General features: G+C 46.5%; 9 protein-coding genes. 6 read left to right on the top strand and 3 right to left on the bottom strand.

The genetic code is table 11. The features are described 5' to 3' along the window. Positions 1 to 4: 4 nt before the first annotated feature. The gene (locus T3H97_RS17750; RefSeq protein ID WP_328800422.1) at positions 5 to 3181 is read right to left on the bottom strand and encodes a bifunctional cytochrome P450/NADPH--P450 reductase; all 3177 of its coding nucleotides are present in this window, start codon (positions 3179 to 3181) and stop codon (positions 5 to 7) included. A gap of 285 nt (positions 3182 to 3466) precedes the next feature. On the opposite strand from T3H97_RS17750, the gene T3H97_RS17745 reads away from it, so the two are divergent. The 6 genes from T3H97_RS17745 (at position 3467) to T3H97_RS17720 (ending at position 11616) form a co-directional block, all read left to right on the top strand. Beyond that, positions 3467 to 4471 (top strand): BMP family lipoprotein, encoded by a 1005-nt coding sequence (locus T3H97_RS17745; protein WP_328800421.1) that lies wholly within the window; start codon positions 3467 to 3469, stop codon positions 4469 to 4471. Positions 4472 to 4498: 27 nt separating this feature from the next. Beyond that, positions 4499 to 6163, top strand: coding sequence for a methyl-accepting chemotaxis protein (locus tag T3H97_RS17740; protein ID WP_250270729.1), 1665 nt, complete (start codon positions 4499 to 4501; stop codon positions 6161 to 6163). A 208-nt stretch (positions 6164 to 6371) separates the two neighbouring features. Beyond that, positions 6372 to 8813: an AraC family transcriptional regulator gene (locus tag T3H97_RS17735; RefSeq protein WP_328800420.1), complete on the top strand. Its 2442-nt coding sequence runs from the start codon at positions 6372 to 6374 to the stop codon at positions 8811 to 8813. A gap of 129 nt (positions 8814 to 8942) precedes the next feature. Then, the gene (locus tag T3H97_RS17730) at positions 8943 to 9950 is read left to right on the top strand and encodes a tripartite tricarboxylate transporter substrate binding protein (protein ID WP_328800419.1); all 1008 of its coding nucleotides are present in this window, start codon (positions 8943 to 8945) and stop codon (positions 9948 to 9950) included. Between the two features lie 48 nt (positions 9951 to 9998). Continuing rightward, the gene (gene kdgT, locus T3H97_RS17725; RefSeq protein ID WP_272638562.1) at positions 9999 to 11000 is read left to right on the top strand and encodes a 2-keto-3-deoxygluconate transporter; all 1002 of its coding nucleotides are present in this window, start codon (positions 9999 to 10001) and stop codon (positions 10998 to 11000) included. Positions 11001 to 11262: 262 nt separating this feature from the next. After that, positions 11263 to 11616 (top strand): hypothetical protein, encoded by a 354-nt coding sequence (locus tag T3H97_RS17720; RefSeq protein ID WP_071641931.1) that lies wholly within the window; start codon positions 11263 to 11265, stop codon positions 11614 to 11616. 82 nt (positions 11617 to 11698) lie between these two features. Here T3H97_RS17720 and T3H97_RS17715 read toward each other — a convergent pair whose 3' ends face one another. Both T3H97_RS17715 and fdhF read right to left on the bottom strand, forming a co-directional pair. Next, positions 11699 to 12181, bottom strand: coding sequence for a helical membrane plugin domain-containing protein (locus tag T3H97_RS17715; RefSeq protein ID WP_061829711.1), 483 nt, complete (start codon positions 12179 to 12181; stop codon positions 11699 to 11701). A 12-nt stretch (positions 12182 to 12193) separates the two neighbouring features. After that, entirely contained in the window at positions 12194 to 15136 is a 2943-nt protein-coding gene (gene fdhF / locus T3H97_RS17710) for a formate dehydrogenase subunit alpha (RefSeq protein WP_328800418.1), read from the bottom strand. Between the last annotated feature and the right edge of the window lie 614 nt (positions 15137 to 15750).

The raw sequence follows: 15750 nt of genomic DNA, 5'->3' as shown, positions 1-15750 counted from the left end.
ATCATTAGATGCCTGTCCAGACATCCTTGGCATAGCGTTTTTCCTGTTGAAGACGATCCAGCCATTGCTGTGCTTCTTCTTTACTGGTATGGTGTGCTTCCGCGTAAGCAGCACAAAGGGTGTTTTCTACATCGGGAGCCATCCGGCTACCATCACCGCATACATATAGATGCGCTCCTTCATCAAGCAAGTGAATCAGAGTGTCTGCATCTTCTTTCATGATATGCTGCACGTATCTTTTGGGTTGATCGGGCAGACGTGAAAAAGCTGTATGAAGCGTAACAATTCCTTCCTGCTCCCAGGCTTGCAGCTCTTGCTTGTACAGATAGTCAAGCTTAGGATTACGGCAGCCATAGTATAGGTGAGCCTCGCCGAGCTGTTCCCCTCTTTCCTTAAGTACATGGCGGGTTTGGAGGAATCCGCGGAATGGTGCCACTCCAGTACCTGGACCGACCATGATGACAGGCACCGTCGGATCTTCCGGCAAACGGAAGCCCGACTGAGGCTTACGCACAAAAATGACAATTGGATCATCTGGTTGGAGCTGCGCCAAATAGTTGGAGGCAATTCCTAGGTATTCGCCCTGTCCGCTACGGGCTGGTCCACGCACGACGCCCACGGTTATACTCGCTGAATTCTCCGATTCAAGCGGAGAGCTTGAGATGGAGTAGTACCTAGGCTTGAGTGGTGGTAACAGCGAGATAAAGTTTTCAAATGGCAGCTCGCAGGCTGGATACTTCTCCAGAATATCCAGCATCGTGACGTGCTTCTGTCGTATCTCTTGATCAAAGGTAGCATCCTCCAGCAAAGCTTCGATTTCTTTCTTGTGCGGTGGACACACTGTAAAGGATGCTAGTTGTCGTAGCTGGGCTCTCGTTGCCGGTTCTTGCAGTTCCACACTGAGAGTGAGCAAATCTCCTATGCTGACAGGCCGATCTAAGGGGAGATGCGCCGCATCCCGGTCACTGCCTCTCAATACGATGTAATCCTGTTCCTGTAATTTAAAGCGTTGCATCACCCTTTTGACCAGCGAAGCAGGATTACGCGGCAACACACCAAGATGGTCACCTTCGCAATAGGACAATCCAGTCGGTAATTTGAGCTCCAGATGTCGTGTACTGCGTTCACTTTCAGCAGCAAGCAGCTCACGATTCGCTGTAACGACGGCGGTAACTGCTCCGTAGTTGTCTGCAAGAGGTGTACTGAGTATGGCGCTGACGAACTCTATGCTCAGACTGCTACTGTCCTGTGGTTCTGTATCATTGTGCTCTATCCCGAAAGCGTTCAGCAATTCCGGCCATAGGCCGCGATTCCAGACTTCCCAATCCTTCTCGAAGTCACCACTGGCGTCACCCTCGCCCCGATCATACAGTCGCTTTGCCCCTTTGGCAGCCATTAGCTCATCAATCATCCTTGGAATGCGCTGATACGTGCTGGCCCAATTCCGGTCGCCGCAGCCGAATACAGCGTACCTTACGCCTGCCAGTTGCCCCTCGTCTGCCTGCTCCAACCATTCTACAAAGGCATCAGCATTATCTGGCGGATGCCCGTTATAAGATGCGGTCGTAATAAGTACCACGCCTTCTTTAGGCAAATTGTCCACACGATCATTCAGAGTTGCTATGCTACTGTTGAAACCCCAATTTCGACCTAAATCGGCTAGTTCACCAGCAAGTCCCTCAGCTGTACCCAGATTCGAGCCGTACAAAGACAGCAAAGAAGTATCATGCTTTTCGGCATGGGGGGGTGCAACCTTTTGTTCCTCTTGTTCATGAAGTTCTTGAGCGGCACCTGGCAGCATGACGGCAGTCTGTGTGCTGCGCGGACGTACTTGAATGGTGAAGCCCTCCGGCTTGAGTGTGAGCGTTTCTTTGACTTTCAACTCATAATGAGTATGATCAATCAGCTCAAAATGTTTCAATACCATACCCAGCACGAGGGTGGCCTCCTGTAAGGCAAACTGCTGTCCAATACAGGCGCGTTGACCGTTGCCAAACGGTTTGTAGGCATCTTGCGGAATGGCGGATGGGTCCTCGAAGCGCTCCGGTCGAAATTCCTCAACATCTTCGCCCCAAGCCTCGGTATCACGGTGCAGTTTTGGAATAAGTACATTGACGCTGTCACCTTTTTTAAGTGGGTAGGTTCCGTCGAGCAACGTATCTTCTTTGGCAAAGAGAGAGAAGGCGGGCGCTGTCGGCCATAGTCGCAGAGCTTCATTCAGTATCATCCTTATGTACTTGAGTTCACGAACCTGAGTATAAGAAGGCAGCGAATCGGTGAGCACGCGATCCACTTCTTCATAGGCCTTGGTTAGCGTTCGCGGATTTTTAAGCAAATAGTAAATGGCAAAGGATAAAAGCCCACTGGTCGTTTCATGACCGGCAATGAGGAAGGTGATGATCTGATAGCGGATATTTTCATCATCCAGCGTCTCACCAGTTTCCGGGTCCTTGCCTTCCAGCATATGCGCTAGTAAATCTTCTTCTCCTTGGTTGCCAAGGGTTTTACGCTCTTCAATAATGCTGTCCACCAGAGAAAACATCGTTTCGATGTCATGTTTAAACTGCTTTCTTTTCGATAACATCAGCTTGTTTTGCAGATTTAGTCGTTGCAACTGACCCATCGCTTCATCTAGTGCGCGTGTCATACTGGTCACGAACGGATGGGGCTGATCGCGGTAGAAGCTGTTAAAACGATAATTAAAGCCGCATAATCCGATGGTATCCAAAGTCAGCCGGGTCATATCTTCCGGTACCTCTACACTTTCATCGGGATTGAGTCGAGACCATTTCTGTATCAGCTGAACGGCAAGATCAAGCATCATATTGTGGTAACCCTTCATAGCCCTCTGACTGAAGCTTGGCAGCAAAATTTGGTGGGCCTTGCGCCAGTTCGGTTCCTCAGTCCAGCTTGTGAATAGTCCGTCTCCTGCAAAAGCTCGTACTTTTTGTAGTGGAGCCCACACTTGTTTGTCGAAACGGGATTCATCACAAGCATCTGCGACCAGCTTATGACCGGAAATATAAATGTTCGTTCCTTCAGGCAGATCCATGCGAAAAATGGGACCGTACTCATAAGAAAGCTTAACCAGAGACTGAACAGGGGCATGTGTATCGATCAAAGGCAGATTACCTAAGGGACCATAAGTTTTGGGCTGCGGAATTAAATCTGTCGAAGTCATATTAAATGTTGCTCCTTTCGGATTGAAATAGAATGATGGTTTCAGAGTGCCTATGTTTTCCAAATTACACTTTATTCTTCCGATATAAACGAAAATAAATGAATTTGGACAGTTCGTATAATAAAAGCAGTATGAAATTCTACACTTTTTACATATAGAGAAAAAATCATCTCATTTATCATGTTCCATTTACAACGAATTTACAGAAACTCTTATGAAAAAATATGCTTTTATAACCGATATAAAGATGTTGGGGATTTCCAAATTATGCTGAGGTGATATGTCATGAAGAAGCGAGTAGTATTGTTGAATTTTAGGTGGATTCCCATTGTCACAATCTTTGCATTATTGCTAAGTGCATGTGGACAGTCGGCAGCACAAACCAAGGCTCAGCCCATTAAGGTGGGAATCGTACTGTCAGATATTGGTCTGGGTGACCAATCTTACAGCGACGCGGCTTTTCGAGGTTTGGTCAAGGCAAGGGATGAGGGGAAGATTGTTTTTGAATACCGGGAAATAACTGAGACCAAGACGTATGATGCGGCTTTTGAACAGCTTGCTCAAGAAAAAGCGGATTTAATCATTGGTCTGGGTTACATGGTGAAGGACAGTTTGGAATCCATTGCCAAAAAATATCCAGACCGTAAATTTTTAATCGTGGATGAGAAATCAGATTTACCGAATGTGGCCTCTATTAGCTTCAAAGCAGAAGAGGGCAGTTTTATGGCTGGAGTCGTTGCGGGTTTGACGAGTCGCACCGAACAGGTGGGTTTTCTCGGAGGTGCGGAATCTCCTCTGTTGAAAAAATTTGAAATTGGGTATCGCGCAGGGGTGCAATCAGTCAAGCCTAATGCCAAAGTTACTGCAACGTATGCAGGAGATTTTGGAAAGCCGGAACTGGGTACGGAAATTGCCGATGACATGATTAATCAGGATCAGATTGATGTTATCTTTGCAGCCGCAGGTCTTACGGGCGTAGGTGCGCTACAGGAAGCGCAAAAGCAGCATAAATTCGCCATCGGGGTCGATAGTGACCAGTTTTTTATTGCGGAAAAAGCGGTAGTGACCTCGATGTTTAAAAATGTAGACATTGCAATTTATACAGCAGTCAAAGGCTTTGCAGATCATCAAAGAAAATTTACGGAGAAGGATATGGTGTTTGGTCTTGCAGAAGATGGTGTAGGTTTAGCGCCTATTCGTGTCGTGACACTGAATCCAGATCAGCAAAAGTTGCTGGATGATTTAAAGGAAAAAATCAAATCCGGCACACTTACTGTACCCACCCAATAAATTTTCGCAAACGGAGGATGAAGGCTGATGAAACTGCAAGGTAAACTGGTGCTGAACGCGATGATTTCCTTGATCGCTTGCCTGGCTTTAGTGGCATATATCATTTTTGAATTAATTCGTATTAACTCGCAAAGTAGTAATCTGGTTCCGGCTATGTTGAATGTACAGCAGCTCAATGCCTATTTGATTCAGTCAGGGCAGGCACTGCAAAATTATTCAGCTTCCATGACGGAGAGCAACAAAGCCGATGTGCAAAACCAACTGACTCAGTCTGAAAAGACGATTGCTTTGCTTTCACAGGGCATGATGCAAACCGAAGCGCAGCAAAAGCGACTGAATACGATTAAAACAAAATTCAGCCAATTGAAAGTAGCAACGGAGAAAGCAATGAGTACCCAAAACAGCCCGGAGTCCAAGCGGGAGGCCATGCGTGCCCAAGGGATTCAGAACGATGTATTTATGCTGGATCTGCTGACGAAGGCACGTTATGACCAATACACAGAAGATTTGACTAAAAGCATTCGTTTTACTTGGCAATTGGCCTTGACAGGTGCAGTTCTACTTCTTGTGGCGGTTGGGCTATATAATACATATACCTCCAGGCAGCTTGCCCTTAGAACACGCAAGTTAACGGATGCTGCAAAGCAAATTGCCGAGGGGAACCTGACAGTGCAGCTCGCACAAACGAAGGGACGAGATGAGCTGGACGAGCTCAATGAATCTTTCCGGGTGATGATCGGGAACTTGCGCAGCATTGTACTCTCCATTGATCAGGCGGGTAATCGTGTCGATCTGATGGCTCGGGATATTGATCAGCATAATGAGGCCATGAAGGAAATTGTGACACAAGTCAGCACGTCAACAGAGGAACTGGCGATAGGCAGTCAGAAAATTGCTGAGGATCTGTCGTCGACAGTTGGCGTTGTGGACGAGATGCAGCAAAAGTTTGAATCGAATCTGCTGGAGACCACACAATCGACCGCGTATAGTGAGGATGCTTTGCGTGTCATTGAGCAGGGTACGCGGGTCATGAGCGATCAACTGCGAATTGTTGCAGAAAATCGTTCAGCCATGTCCGAAGTGGAGCAGACGGTCAAGGAACTGGAGGCTAATGCAGCCGAGATTACAACCATGACTGGATATGTCTCCGAAATTGCAAGCCAAACATCGCTGTTGTCCTTGAATGCTTCTATTGAGGCTGCACGTGCGGGTGAAGCAGGAAAAGGTTTTGCTGTTGTTGCCAATGAAGTGAAAAAGCTGGCGAATCAATCAGAGTCTGCTGTAAAGAAAATTTATACCGCAGTTGACGGTATCACGCAGGCTATGGATAAGGTGAAGACTTCTGTGGCGCAAAGTCAGGAGCTGTTCCGTGAGCAGGAGAAGGCAACTTCCTCGACCGGAGAATCGTTTACAGAGATTAGTGGCAAAGTGCAGCAAATTGCCAGCCAAGTCAGCAAGCTATCAACGGACATGAATGTATCGCGAGAACTGAGCGTACAGGTGCAACAAGCTATTGAAAATATCAGCGCAATCACTCAGCAGTCCGCCGCAGGCAGTGAAGAGATTACGGCTTCCACGGTAGAGCAGAAGCGTTCATTTGAGGAATCGGCTGAGAAGGTAAAAGAGCTTCGCCAGATTCGCGGGGAAATGCAGCGGGAACTAGATCGTTTTCAGGTGGAAAAGACAAGCTAAAACCTGTGAAGCGAGTATCTGTTTTTGCTGAATAATGAATACAAGCAGCGCCAAAGAAGAAGTTCTACCTTGTACAGGGAGACTTCTTCTTTTTTTATATGAATGTTGTTCCTTATATTAAGTTTGAATTACATAGGCAGGGAATTCCGACTCTTGTGTCAAATAGATTTAGGGAGAATATGTCACCACGTATATTGGCAAGAGGAAGATGGACAACGAAGTCCGGAAGGATGAAGTTACGGGAATGTTGCGACTTAAGCTTCGATTGATACTGAAAAATAAACAAACAAGACTGATTCTACTGCTCACTCTGTGCGTGTCGCTCGTGATTAGCGTGATCGGCTTGCTATCGTATTCAGGATACCGTGAAGGTTTGGATACCGAGCTGAACACACCCAATATAGAATTATTGCAAATCAATCTGGATGTGACCAATCGGGCTTTTCGTGAGTCTGATAACAAGGCGCTGGACGCAGCATATCATCCGGATGTAGAGGCTTTTGTACGTGTCCAAACGGATGGGAAATCGCTGGAAGACAACGCCTCCGTCATAGATCGGCTTCAGAAATACTTGAAAACCCTTTCTTCGCACGATGAAATTTATTCGGTTGAAGTTATTTCTTTGGACAATCATGCTCTCGTATCCAGCAATTATGGTTACATGCCTGATTGGAAGCAGGCACCGGATACCACATGGGTTCCCTGGATTCAGGACATTCAAAAAAAGCCGTTGTTGATTAAGCGGAGATGGTACGGCACCGATCGTGAGCAGGGGACGGTAGAGTTGCTTTCGCTGGCCAGGCCCATAGTAGAGAATGGTCAGGTCGTGGGTGCGGTGCTAATCAATCTGGATTACGACCGTTTTTTCTCCAAACTATATATTCATTTATCCAACTCGCAATACGTGTATGATCTGGAGGGCGAGTTGATCTATCCCAAGCTGAGATCGTCCTTACCCTTAAATGATATGGGCAGGATTTTGAAAGAGCTGGATGTGAGCCCTTATGCTTATGTGGAGATAGGGGACATGGAATATATGGCGAACCAAACCTTTTCTGATGTAACGGGCTGGCGTCTAGTATCGCTCGTTCCGATGGACAAGCTGCTGAAAAATGTAAAGTTGGCGCGCAATATGATGCTGTGGCTGGCCTTTATCTCTATACTGGCTGGGTGCTCAGCGGTTTACTATTACAATTATGCAGCTTTTCGCCCCTTGAAAAAAATTAATAGCCTGTTGAATTCGGGCAATAAGGGAATACGCCAAGGAGGATTGTATGATCTGGAACCTGTGATTAGCAAACTGGTTGGAGAGTTTCACCGCAAATCATTGGTGGTAGAGCGAAGCCTGCCGGAGCTGCGTTCCAAATATATGGAAGATGTCATCCAGCGTAGAATGGGCATACAGGAAATGCGTATGAAATGGGAACAGTATTTTTCCGATTGGGACGGCCATTCTTTGTTTGTCATGATCGTGTCCATCGACCGGTATTCTACGTGGGCCGCAAGCTTTCCAGAAGAGGATAAAATGCTGCTCAAGTATGCGCTGAACAATATTTTGCTAGAGATGCTAGAACCTCACTGGAAAGCAGTATGCTCGCCGGAGGAGGAAAGTGGTTTTATTGTGCTGTTACAGTTCAGCGAGAGTTCGAATGAAGTTGGTACAGAAACTGACCTCCAAGAGAGCATTTTGCTTCAGAAAAGTGTGGATAGGCTGATTCAGGTTGTCGGTGAGCATCTTCCTTTGACCATTTCTATAGGAATTGGTCATATGGTCACGGATATTCGAGAGGCACGGGCGTCTTTTATAAAAGGAAAAGAGGCCCTTAATTTGCGTTTGTATGAGGGGTATGGACGTTCATATACGAATATAGACAGCAGCATAAGTGTGAAAAAGGATAACACAGTGGATGAACAGTCAAAGGAGCAGATTCAGGATTCAACATTGCTGGACAATCGGCGTGTGGAAATGATTCGTGCCCTGGAGTCACAGGAACCAGGTGCAAGTGTAAAGTTAATCAGCCACTGGGTAGAAGAACTTCGACTCCACAGAACATCCCCAGCCCAAGTCTACTTGTTTGTTCATGAATTGCTGGAAGATTTGCTAAAATGGTGTGCCACTCAGAGTGTGACGCCGCCGGATCAGCTTGCTGATTACCACTGGAATCAGATTCTGACGCTAGACCTTCAAGACATTGAGGCATTGCTGGTCATTATGTTGACTGATATCGAAGAAAAATGGCACGGCCGCATTCAGTCCAAAGATTTTGTGCGTGTACAAGAGATGATCGAGTATATGGAACATCATTTGCATTTGAACATCGGGCTTCAGGAAATTGCGGATCATGTTCACATGAGCGTGTCCTCGGTGAGCAGCATGTTCAAGGAAGAAACGGGGACCACCGTTTACGATTATTTGACTGGATTACGCGTAAAAAAGGCATGCACATTACTATGTGAAACCCATTTGAAAATCGGTGAAATTGCAGAACAGGTCGGATACCGAAATGAGAACAGCTTTATTCGGGTATTCCGCAAGCACAAACAAGTGACCCCAGGGAAATTCAGACAAATCAGCAAATCTTCCAATGAATATGCAGATCGGTCAAAAGGTCGATACTTTGGCGAAATAGAAGATAAATACGAAGATTAAGCGATAGCTGTAGCCCTCCACGTTGCGGTACATTGACTTCATGTAAACGCAAACAACAAGACCGAAAACGTGGGAGGTGAAAACGGGCGCATGACGGGCCCAGTTCATTTTTGGAGAAGAGGAAACGTAATGAAGAAAAAGCCATGGCAAAAATATGTGCTGGTTGCGGCGGGAGTAGCTATGCTTTCTGCCTTGAGTATCAGTGAATATGTGGATCACCGCACCCTGCAGGATCACAGCCGTATATTTCCTACGAAGCCAATAACACTCGTCGTTCCTTATGCAGCCGGAGGCGGTACGGATATTACCGCGAGAGCGTTGGCGAAAGCCGCCGAAAAGCATCTCGGTCAGCCGATCATCGTCGTTAATCGAACGGGGGGAGGCGGTTCTGTCGGGCTGATGGAAGGGGCTGAGGCGCAGGCGGACGGTTATACCGTAACGTATCTGGTCGCTGAGCTGACTACGTTGCCTCATTTGGGACTGCTACCGCTCACCTATGAGCGATTTAAGCCGCTGCTTCAAACCAATATGGACCCTTCCGCCATTACGGTCCGTGCGGATGCACCATGGAAGACAGCGGAGGCATTTCTGGAGGATGCTGAGGCCCATCCCGGCAAGCTCAAAATGGGGAATGCAGGCACAGGGAGCATATGGCACCTTGCTGCCGCGATGCTGGAGCAGAAAAGCGGAGTCCGCTTTACCCATATCCCTTATGAGGGAGCAGGCCCAGCCGTCTCCGCTTTAATGAGCGGATTTGTGGATGCTGTACCCGTCAGTCCCGCAGAAGTGAAGAAATACGTGGACGAAGGGAAACTTCGCATACTGGCGATCCAGGCAGACACTATTTCGGAAGCGTTTCCAAAAGTGCCTACACTACAGCAAGCCACTGGGCTGCGTGTACATTTTATTGGCACTTGGAGAGGGCTGGCTGTACCCAAGGATACACCGGATGAAGTTGCTCAAACGCTGACGGATGCACTGATCAAGGGGACGAAAGACGAGGAATTCAGGGAGGAAATGCGTAAGCATGGGTTGGGATTGCGTGTCCAGGATGCAGAGGCATTCGCGCAGCAACTGAAGGAGAGTCATGATACCTTCGCAAGACTGATTCCCGAGCTCGGCTTGAGCCGCAAGTAATACGGCCTTGTTTTTGCATTGGCAAAAACGAAAGGGTTGAACGAAGTAATGAAAATCAAACAAAACATTGATAAAATTCCAGGGGGCATTATGCTGGTGCCGCTGTTTATTGGCGCACTTTTTCATACATTTACTCCATGGGCAGGCGACTATTTTGGATCTTTTACCAAGGGGCTGATGACAGGTACGGTACCCATTTTAGCAGTGTGGTTTTTTTGTATGGGTGCTTCTATAGATGTGCGAGCGACGGGTACTGTATTGCGTAAATCAGGAACGCTCGTATTGACCAAAATCGCGGTCGCGTGGGTAGTGGCGATCATTGCATCCAGATTGCTGCCTGTTGGTGGTGTAGAAAGTGGACTATTTGCAGGTTTGTCAGTGCTGGCGCTGATCTCGGCTATGGATATGACGAACGGCGGATTATACGCCTCCATTATGCAGCAGTATGGCTCCAAGGAAGAGGCAGGAGCATTTGTACTGATGTCACTGGAATCGGGTCCGTTGGTGACCATGATTATTTTGGGTAGCACTGGGCTGGCCGTTTTTGAACCGCAAACATTTGTGGGGGCGGTATTACCATTTTTGGTCGGCTTTATGTTGGGCAATCTGGATCATGATTTCCGAAAATATTTTGGGAACGCAACGCAAGCTTTGATTCCATTTTTCGGTTTTGCACTTGGTTGTTCCATTGACCTGAGTGTCATTGTCCAAACAGGTATGCTTGGTATTTTATTGGGTATTTTTGTAATTGTCATTACAGGTATTCCACTGATTCTGGCGGACAAATATATTGGTGGTGGCAACGGTACAGCAGGGATTGCAGCCTCCAGTACAGCAGGTGCAGCAGTAGCCAATCCAGTCATTGTCGCCAATATCAAGCCTGAGTTCCTGCCTGTTGCGCAATCTGCAACGGCCTTAGTTGCTGCTTCGGTCATTGTGACCTCGATTTTAGTACCTATTCTGACGGCATACTGGGCCAATTATATGAAGCGTAAGGGGAAATCCCAAGGAGCAGGGCCTGTAAATCCAGGGACGAATGTACCTAAATGAGGATTTTGCAAAAATCCAATAAGCGACTTCCAATAAACAATATATAGATCGAAATGGTCTAGTTCGTCTATATATTGCACTTTGGAGCGATTGGAATCGAATTTTGCATAATCCTGAAATAAAGTTTGGATGATGATGCTCTCAACTTATGGACCTTTCCATTACCCGGGAAATGCTTTTGCAGTTATACCTTCAATCCTAACATTACAAAACTTGTCCTAAAACGCTTCTGCAAACATACATATGTAAGCAGAGGAGCGTGATGGCATTGGAAAACAAGGTACGTCGCTACTACCAGTTAAAGCAAAAGCAAAAAGAAATTGAAGGTGAACTGACTGATTTGCGTAATGACATTACCGCTCATTGTGCACAGCAGGAAGTATCAGATTGGGAAATTGGCAACTACCGAGTCAAGATTATACAGCAGCACCGCAAGGAATACGATCATACAAAGCTATATGATTCACTGCCTGATCCGCAGCTATGGCGCTTGTTTTCCAAGCCGGATACGTCGAAGATTGCCAGTTTGCTTAAGCTCAAGGTCATCGCAGAGGAGCAAATAAAAGATGCCGTTTCTCTTAAAACGGTGACGCTATTGCAGGTGGATAAAAAATAAATAAAAAGAGCTGCCCCCGTTTTCGGAGCCAGCTCTTTTTATTGTCTGTTGTTACTAGTCTTCCACCTTCACGCTCTATGAGTTATTTATCAGACAAACTTTTCCCCACTCCTTTGAGAAAATGAATGCCAAATCCCATTGCCCGGTTTACATCTGGATCATTCATCGCCTTCATAAGATCGCGCAGACGAGTCTTTTTATTCTGCTTTAGATGTTTATCGGCTTCGTTCAGGCCATTAGTAACACTGTTTGCCAGCTTTTTCATCAGCTCGGGGTCTACCTCAGACAGCATCCCTGCTGCTCCCATGAGATTATTGATGATGTTCGTCACAGGCTTACGCGTCGCTTGTCCTACAGCGATTTTGGCGATGCTTTCTTTAGCCTTTAGCATAGACTGAGCTGCTTCGAGAAGACCACTATCGTGCAGCTCGCGTACGATTTCAAGTGTCTTCTGCAGTGCCGCCCCATTGTCCGCCAGATCAGCAGTAAGCTGATCTAGCGATTGTTTTTGCCGTTCTTCTTCTGTCAAAATGCGTTTTCTCACAATTGAAATAGGCTTAGCCACGGTTCGACCTCCTTATTTTTGATCCACTAAATCGACGTAACCGGGACGATTCCACTTACGGTCCACTTCAACCCCATTTTGCGGATGACGCTTTTTGTAACGCGGATTGATACGTGGTAGTGGATTTTGACCGTCTACCTCCAAAACTTGCATCCGTACTTTGGCTTGTTTATAGGCCGGTGTACGGGTGACCACATCGAACGCTCCACCAGTTAACAGATTGACAGCACCGTCATGGCTGGTAGAGTGCATCGGCACATAAATCTCAGTTCCCTGCACCCGGTCTGTAACCAGAACGCGTAGCTTGACCGCACCATAAGGGGATTCCAATCGAACCAGTGATCCATTATGGATTCCGCGCTCTTCAGCCAATTCAGGGGAAACTTCCACAAATACTTTTGGAAGTTTGAGCTGAATACCCGCTGATTTGGTCGTCATATTTCCTTCATGAAACTGTTCGAGCAGTCGACCATTATTCAAGGTCAGATCGAATTCAGCGGGGTACTCTTTCGGTGGTACATATTCGAAAAGTCCCAAACGCGCTTTTTTATCCGGAAAGTTAAAGCCGTTGGTGTGCAGCAACGGTGTATTGCTACCATCCGGCGATCCCCAGTGGAAGCTGTTCCAGCCTTCCAATACGTCATAATTACATTGGGAGAAAAATGGAGTGAGCGACGCCATTTCCTCAAAAATTTCACTTGGATGGCTGTAATCCCAATCAAATCCCATGTGCTTGGCAAATTGGCTGAAAATCCACCAATCCGGTTTACTGTCTCCCATAGGGCGGAGTGCTTCATATAAACGTTGGACACGACGTTCGGTGTTCGTAAAGGTTCCGTCTTTTTCGAGTGAAGGTACGGCTGGCAAAATGACATCGGCGAATTCAGCTGTTTTGCTCAGAAATACATCCTGAACGACAAGGAAATCCAAGTTCGCCAGCATTTCTTGGGTATGGTTGGAGTCGGCATCCACCCATGCCATCTCTTCGCCAGCGATATACATCGCTTTGAGCTTACCTGTTTCAATGGCTTCCAGCATCTGAATGTTGTCTAGTCCGCGTTGACCTGGAATTTGTACACCGTAGGCCGCTTCAAACTTGGCACGAACGACATCGTTCGTCACGGGCTGATAGCCCGGGAAAATATCCGGCATCGTACCCATATCGGCAGCACCTTGAACATTGTTATGTCCGCGAAGCGGATATGCGCCTGCACCCGGACGCATAAAGTTTCCAGTCACCAGCAGCAGGTTGGCAATCGCAATCGAAGTGTAGGAGCCTGCGATGTTTTGCGTCACACCCATACCCCAGCAAATGGCAGTGCCATCGGCTTCGTGAATCATAGTCGCTACCTGAATCAGTGTTTCTTTGGAAATACCAGTTTCCTGTTCGGCAAATTCCAGGGAGAAACGCTCCAGCAACTTCAAATATTCAGGATAGAAGTTTACATGTTCTTCAATGAATCTTGCATCATGCCAGTTTTGCTCAATGATGTATTTGGCTACAGCGGATAACCATACATAATCAGTACCTTGCTTCGGACGGATGAACAGATCTGCGCGTTCTGCCATTTCATGCTTGCGCAGGTCGACCGAGATCAACTTTTGACCGTGTAGCTTATGCGCACGTTTGATACGAGTAGCCAGCACTGGATGTCCTTCTCCCGGCGCGCAACCGACCAGCATGACCAAACCTGCTTTGGCAATGTCTTTAATCGTACCGCTGTCCCCACCGATGCCTCCGGTGTATTGCAGCCCCCATGACGCAGGAGATTGGCAATACCGTGAGCAATTATCGACGTTATTCGTTTGGAAGACCTGACGAGCCAACTTCTGCATCAAATAGTTTTCTTCATTGGTAAATTTGGACGAAGAAATAAAGCCGAGTGCTTCGCCACCATAGGTTTCTTGAATAGCTCCCATTTTGCTGGCCATCAGGCTCAGTGCTTCTTCCCAGGTTGCTTCCACAAATTCGTCACCTTGACGAATTAAAGGGGAGGTCAGACGCTGATCGCTGTTCACAAAATCCCAGCCGAATTTTCCTTTTACGCATGTCGAGATACCGTTAACAGGTCCCTCAGAGGTAGGTTGTACCTTCAAAATTTTGCGGCCTTTGGTCCAAACCTCAAAGCTGCAACCTACACCGCAAAACGTACAGACGGTTTTCGTTTTTTTCATACGGGTTTCACGCATCGCTGCCTCGGCTTCGGAAATAGCAAAAATCCCACTATAGCCCGGCTCCACTTCTTTTATTAAATCCACCATCGGATTTAATAAATCCTTGCTCATGCCACTCATGAAGCCTGCTTCTCCCAGCATCGATTTCTCCATCAAGGCATTACATGGGCAGACGGTTACACACTGACCACAGCTAACGCAGGAGGAATCGTTAATCGCAACCCTATCATCCCATATGACGCGAGGACGTTCAGCCTCCCAGTCGAGGGACAGCGTTTCATTGACCTGAAGGTTTTGGCATACCTCTACGCATTGGCCGCATGCAATACATTGATTGGGGTCATATCGGTAGAAGGGATGAGACATATCTACTTCTGTCGGGTCAACTTTCGGTTGGTACGGATATTTTTGATGTTCAATTTCCATAAGCTCTGCTGTATTATGCAAAGTACAATTACCGTTGTTGTTATCGCACACGGTGCAGTAGAGGAGATGATTTTCCAGCAATCGGTCCATAGCCTCGGTTTGAGCTGCTTTCGCGCGATCCGAATGTAAATGAATATTCATTCCATCCGAAGCCAATGTTGAGCAGGAACGCATAAGTTTTCCGTCCACTTCCACAATACATGTGTCACAGGTGCGGATCGGATCGACTTCGGGAACGTAACACAGCTGGGGATGGGCGATGTTGTTTTCGTTAATCACTTCAAGAATCGTTGCGCTGTTCTTCGTTTTCAGTTCCTGTCCGTTTAATGTAATTTTGATCGTACTATCAGTCACGGTTCAGGCTCCTTTCAGATTTTAAATTTAAAAATTAGGAATAAAAAAACTCCACCATAAACACAAGTGCTCGTGTTCCAGCACTTGTGTTTATGGTGGAGTAGTGACCAAGCTCTAGGTCCTGGAGGCCAATCCGCCATTTGAATATGTATTAATAACAAACAGTACGCACTGTCTGTATATCAATAACTTCTGAATAACTTAGATATGTCATTTTCTGCATGTCATCTCGTGTAACTATAACGTAAAATTTAAGATAGTTCAACGGTACATTACTAATTTTTTAATTGGTAATGATTATCGTTTGAGAAAACGAAAAATCATTGACAAACGTTCCAGGATTGCTAACAATAGGAATGTAATCTATTTCAGAGCAATCGTAAATGGAGTGTACGTGGGAATCGCGTATATTTTATTTGTCGCAGCGCTTGTTAGTTTGATTTTTCTATATCACCTGAAGTGGGATTCGTAAAATCCTGATGTAGATAAATTAACCGGCATTTAGCAGATTCTTCGATATTCATAAGCGAAGAAGTTGTTGTGATGCCGGTTTTTTGGTTCAGTATAAAATGTACGGAAATGCCGTTCCAATTTAGAGTGTAAAGAGTTTTATT

This window comes from Paenibacillus sp. LX16 (assembly GCF_036252815.1).
In the GTDB taxonomy this organism is placed as follows: domain Bacteria; phylum Bacillota; class Bacilli; order Paenibacillales; family Paenibacillaceae; genus Paenibacillus; species Paenibacillus polymyxa_B.
This window is presented reverse-complemented; position numbering and strand designations above follow the sequence as displayed.

Bases quoted from the DNA above. Each gene is read 5' to 3' on its own strand.
- T3H97_RS17750 (WP_328800422.1), bottom strand. From the start codon at position 3,181: ATGACTTCGACAGATTTAATTCCGCAGCCCAAAACTTATGGTCCCTTA.
- T3H97_RS17745 (WP_328800421.1), top strand. From the start codon at position 3,467: ATGAAGAAGCGAGTAGTATTGTTGAATTTTAGGTGGATTCCCATTGTC.
- T3H97_RS17740 (WP_250270729.1), top strand. From the start codon at position 4,499: ATGAAACTGCAAGGTAAACTGGTGCTGAACGCGATGATTTCCTTGATC.
- T3H97_RS17735 (WP_328800420.1), top strand. From the start codon at position 6,372: ATGGACAACGAAGTCCGGAAGGATGAAGTTACGGGAATGTTGCGACTT.
- T3H97_RS17730 (WP_328800419.1), top strand. From the start codon at position 8,943: ATGAAGAAAAAGCCATGGCAAAAATATGTGCTGGTTGCGGCGGGAGTA.
- kdgT (WP_272638562.1), top strand. From the start codon at position 9,999: ATGAAAATCAAACAAAACATTGATAAAATTCCAGGGGGCATTATGCTG.
- T3H97_RS17720 (WP_071641931.1), top strand. From the start codon at position 11,263: ATGGCATTGGAAAACAAGGTACGTCGCTACTACCAGTTAAAGCAAAAG.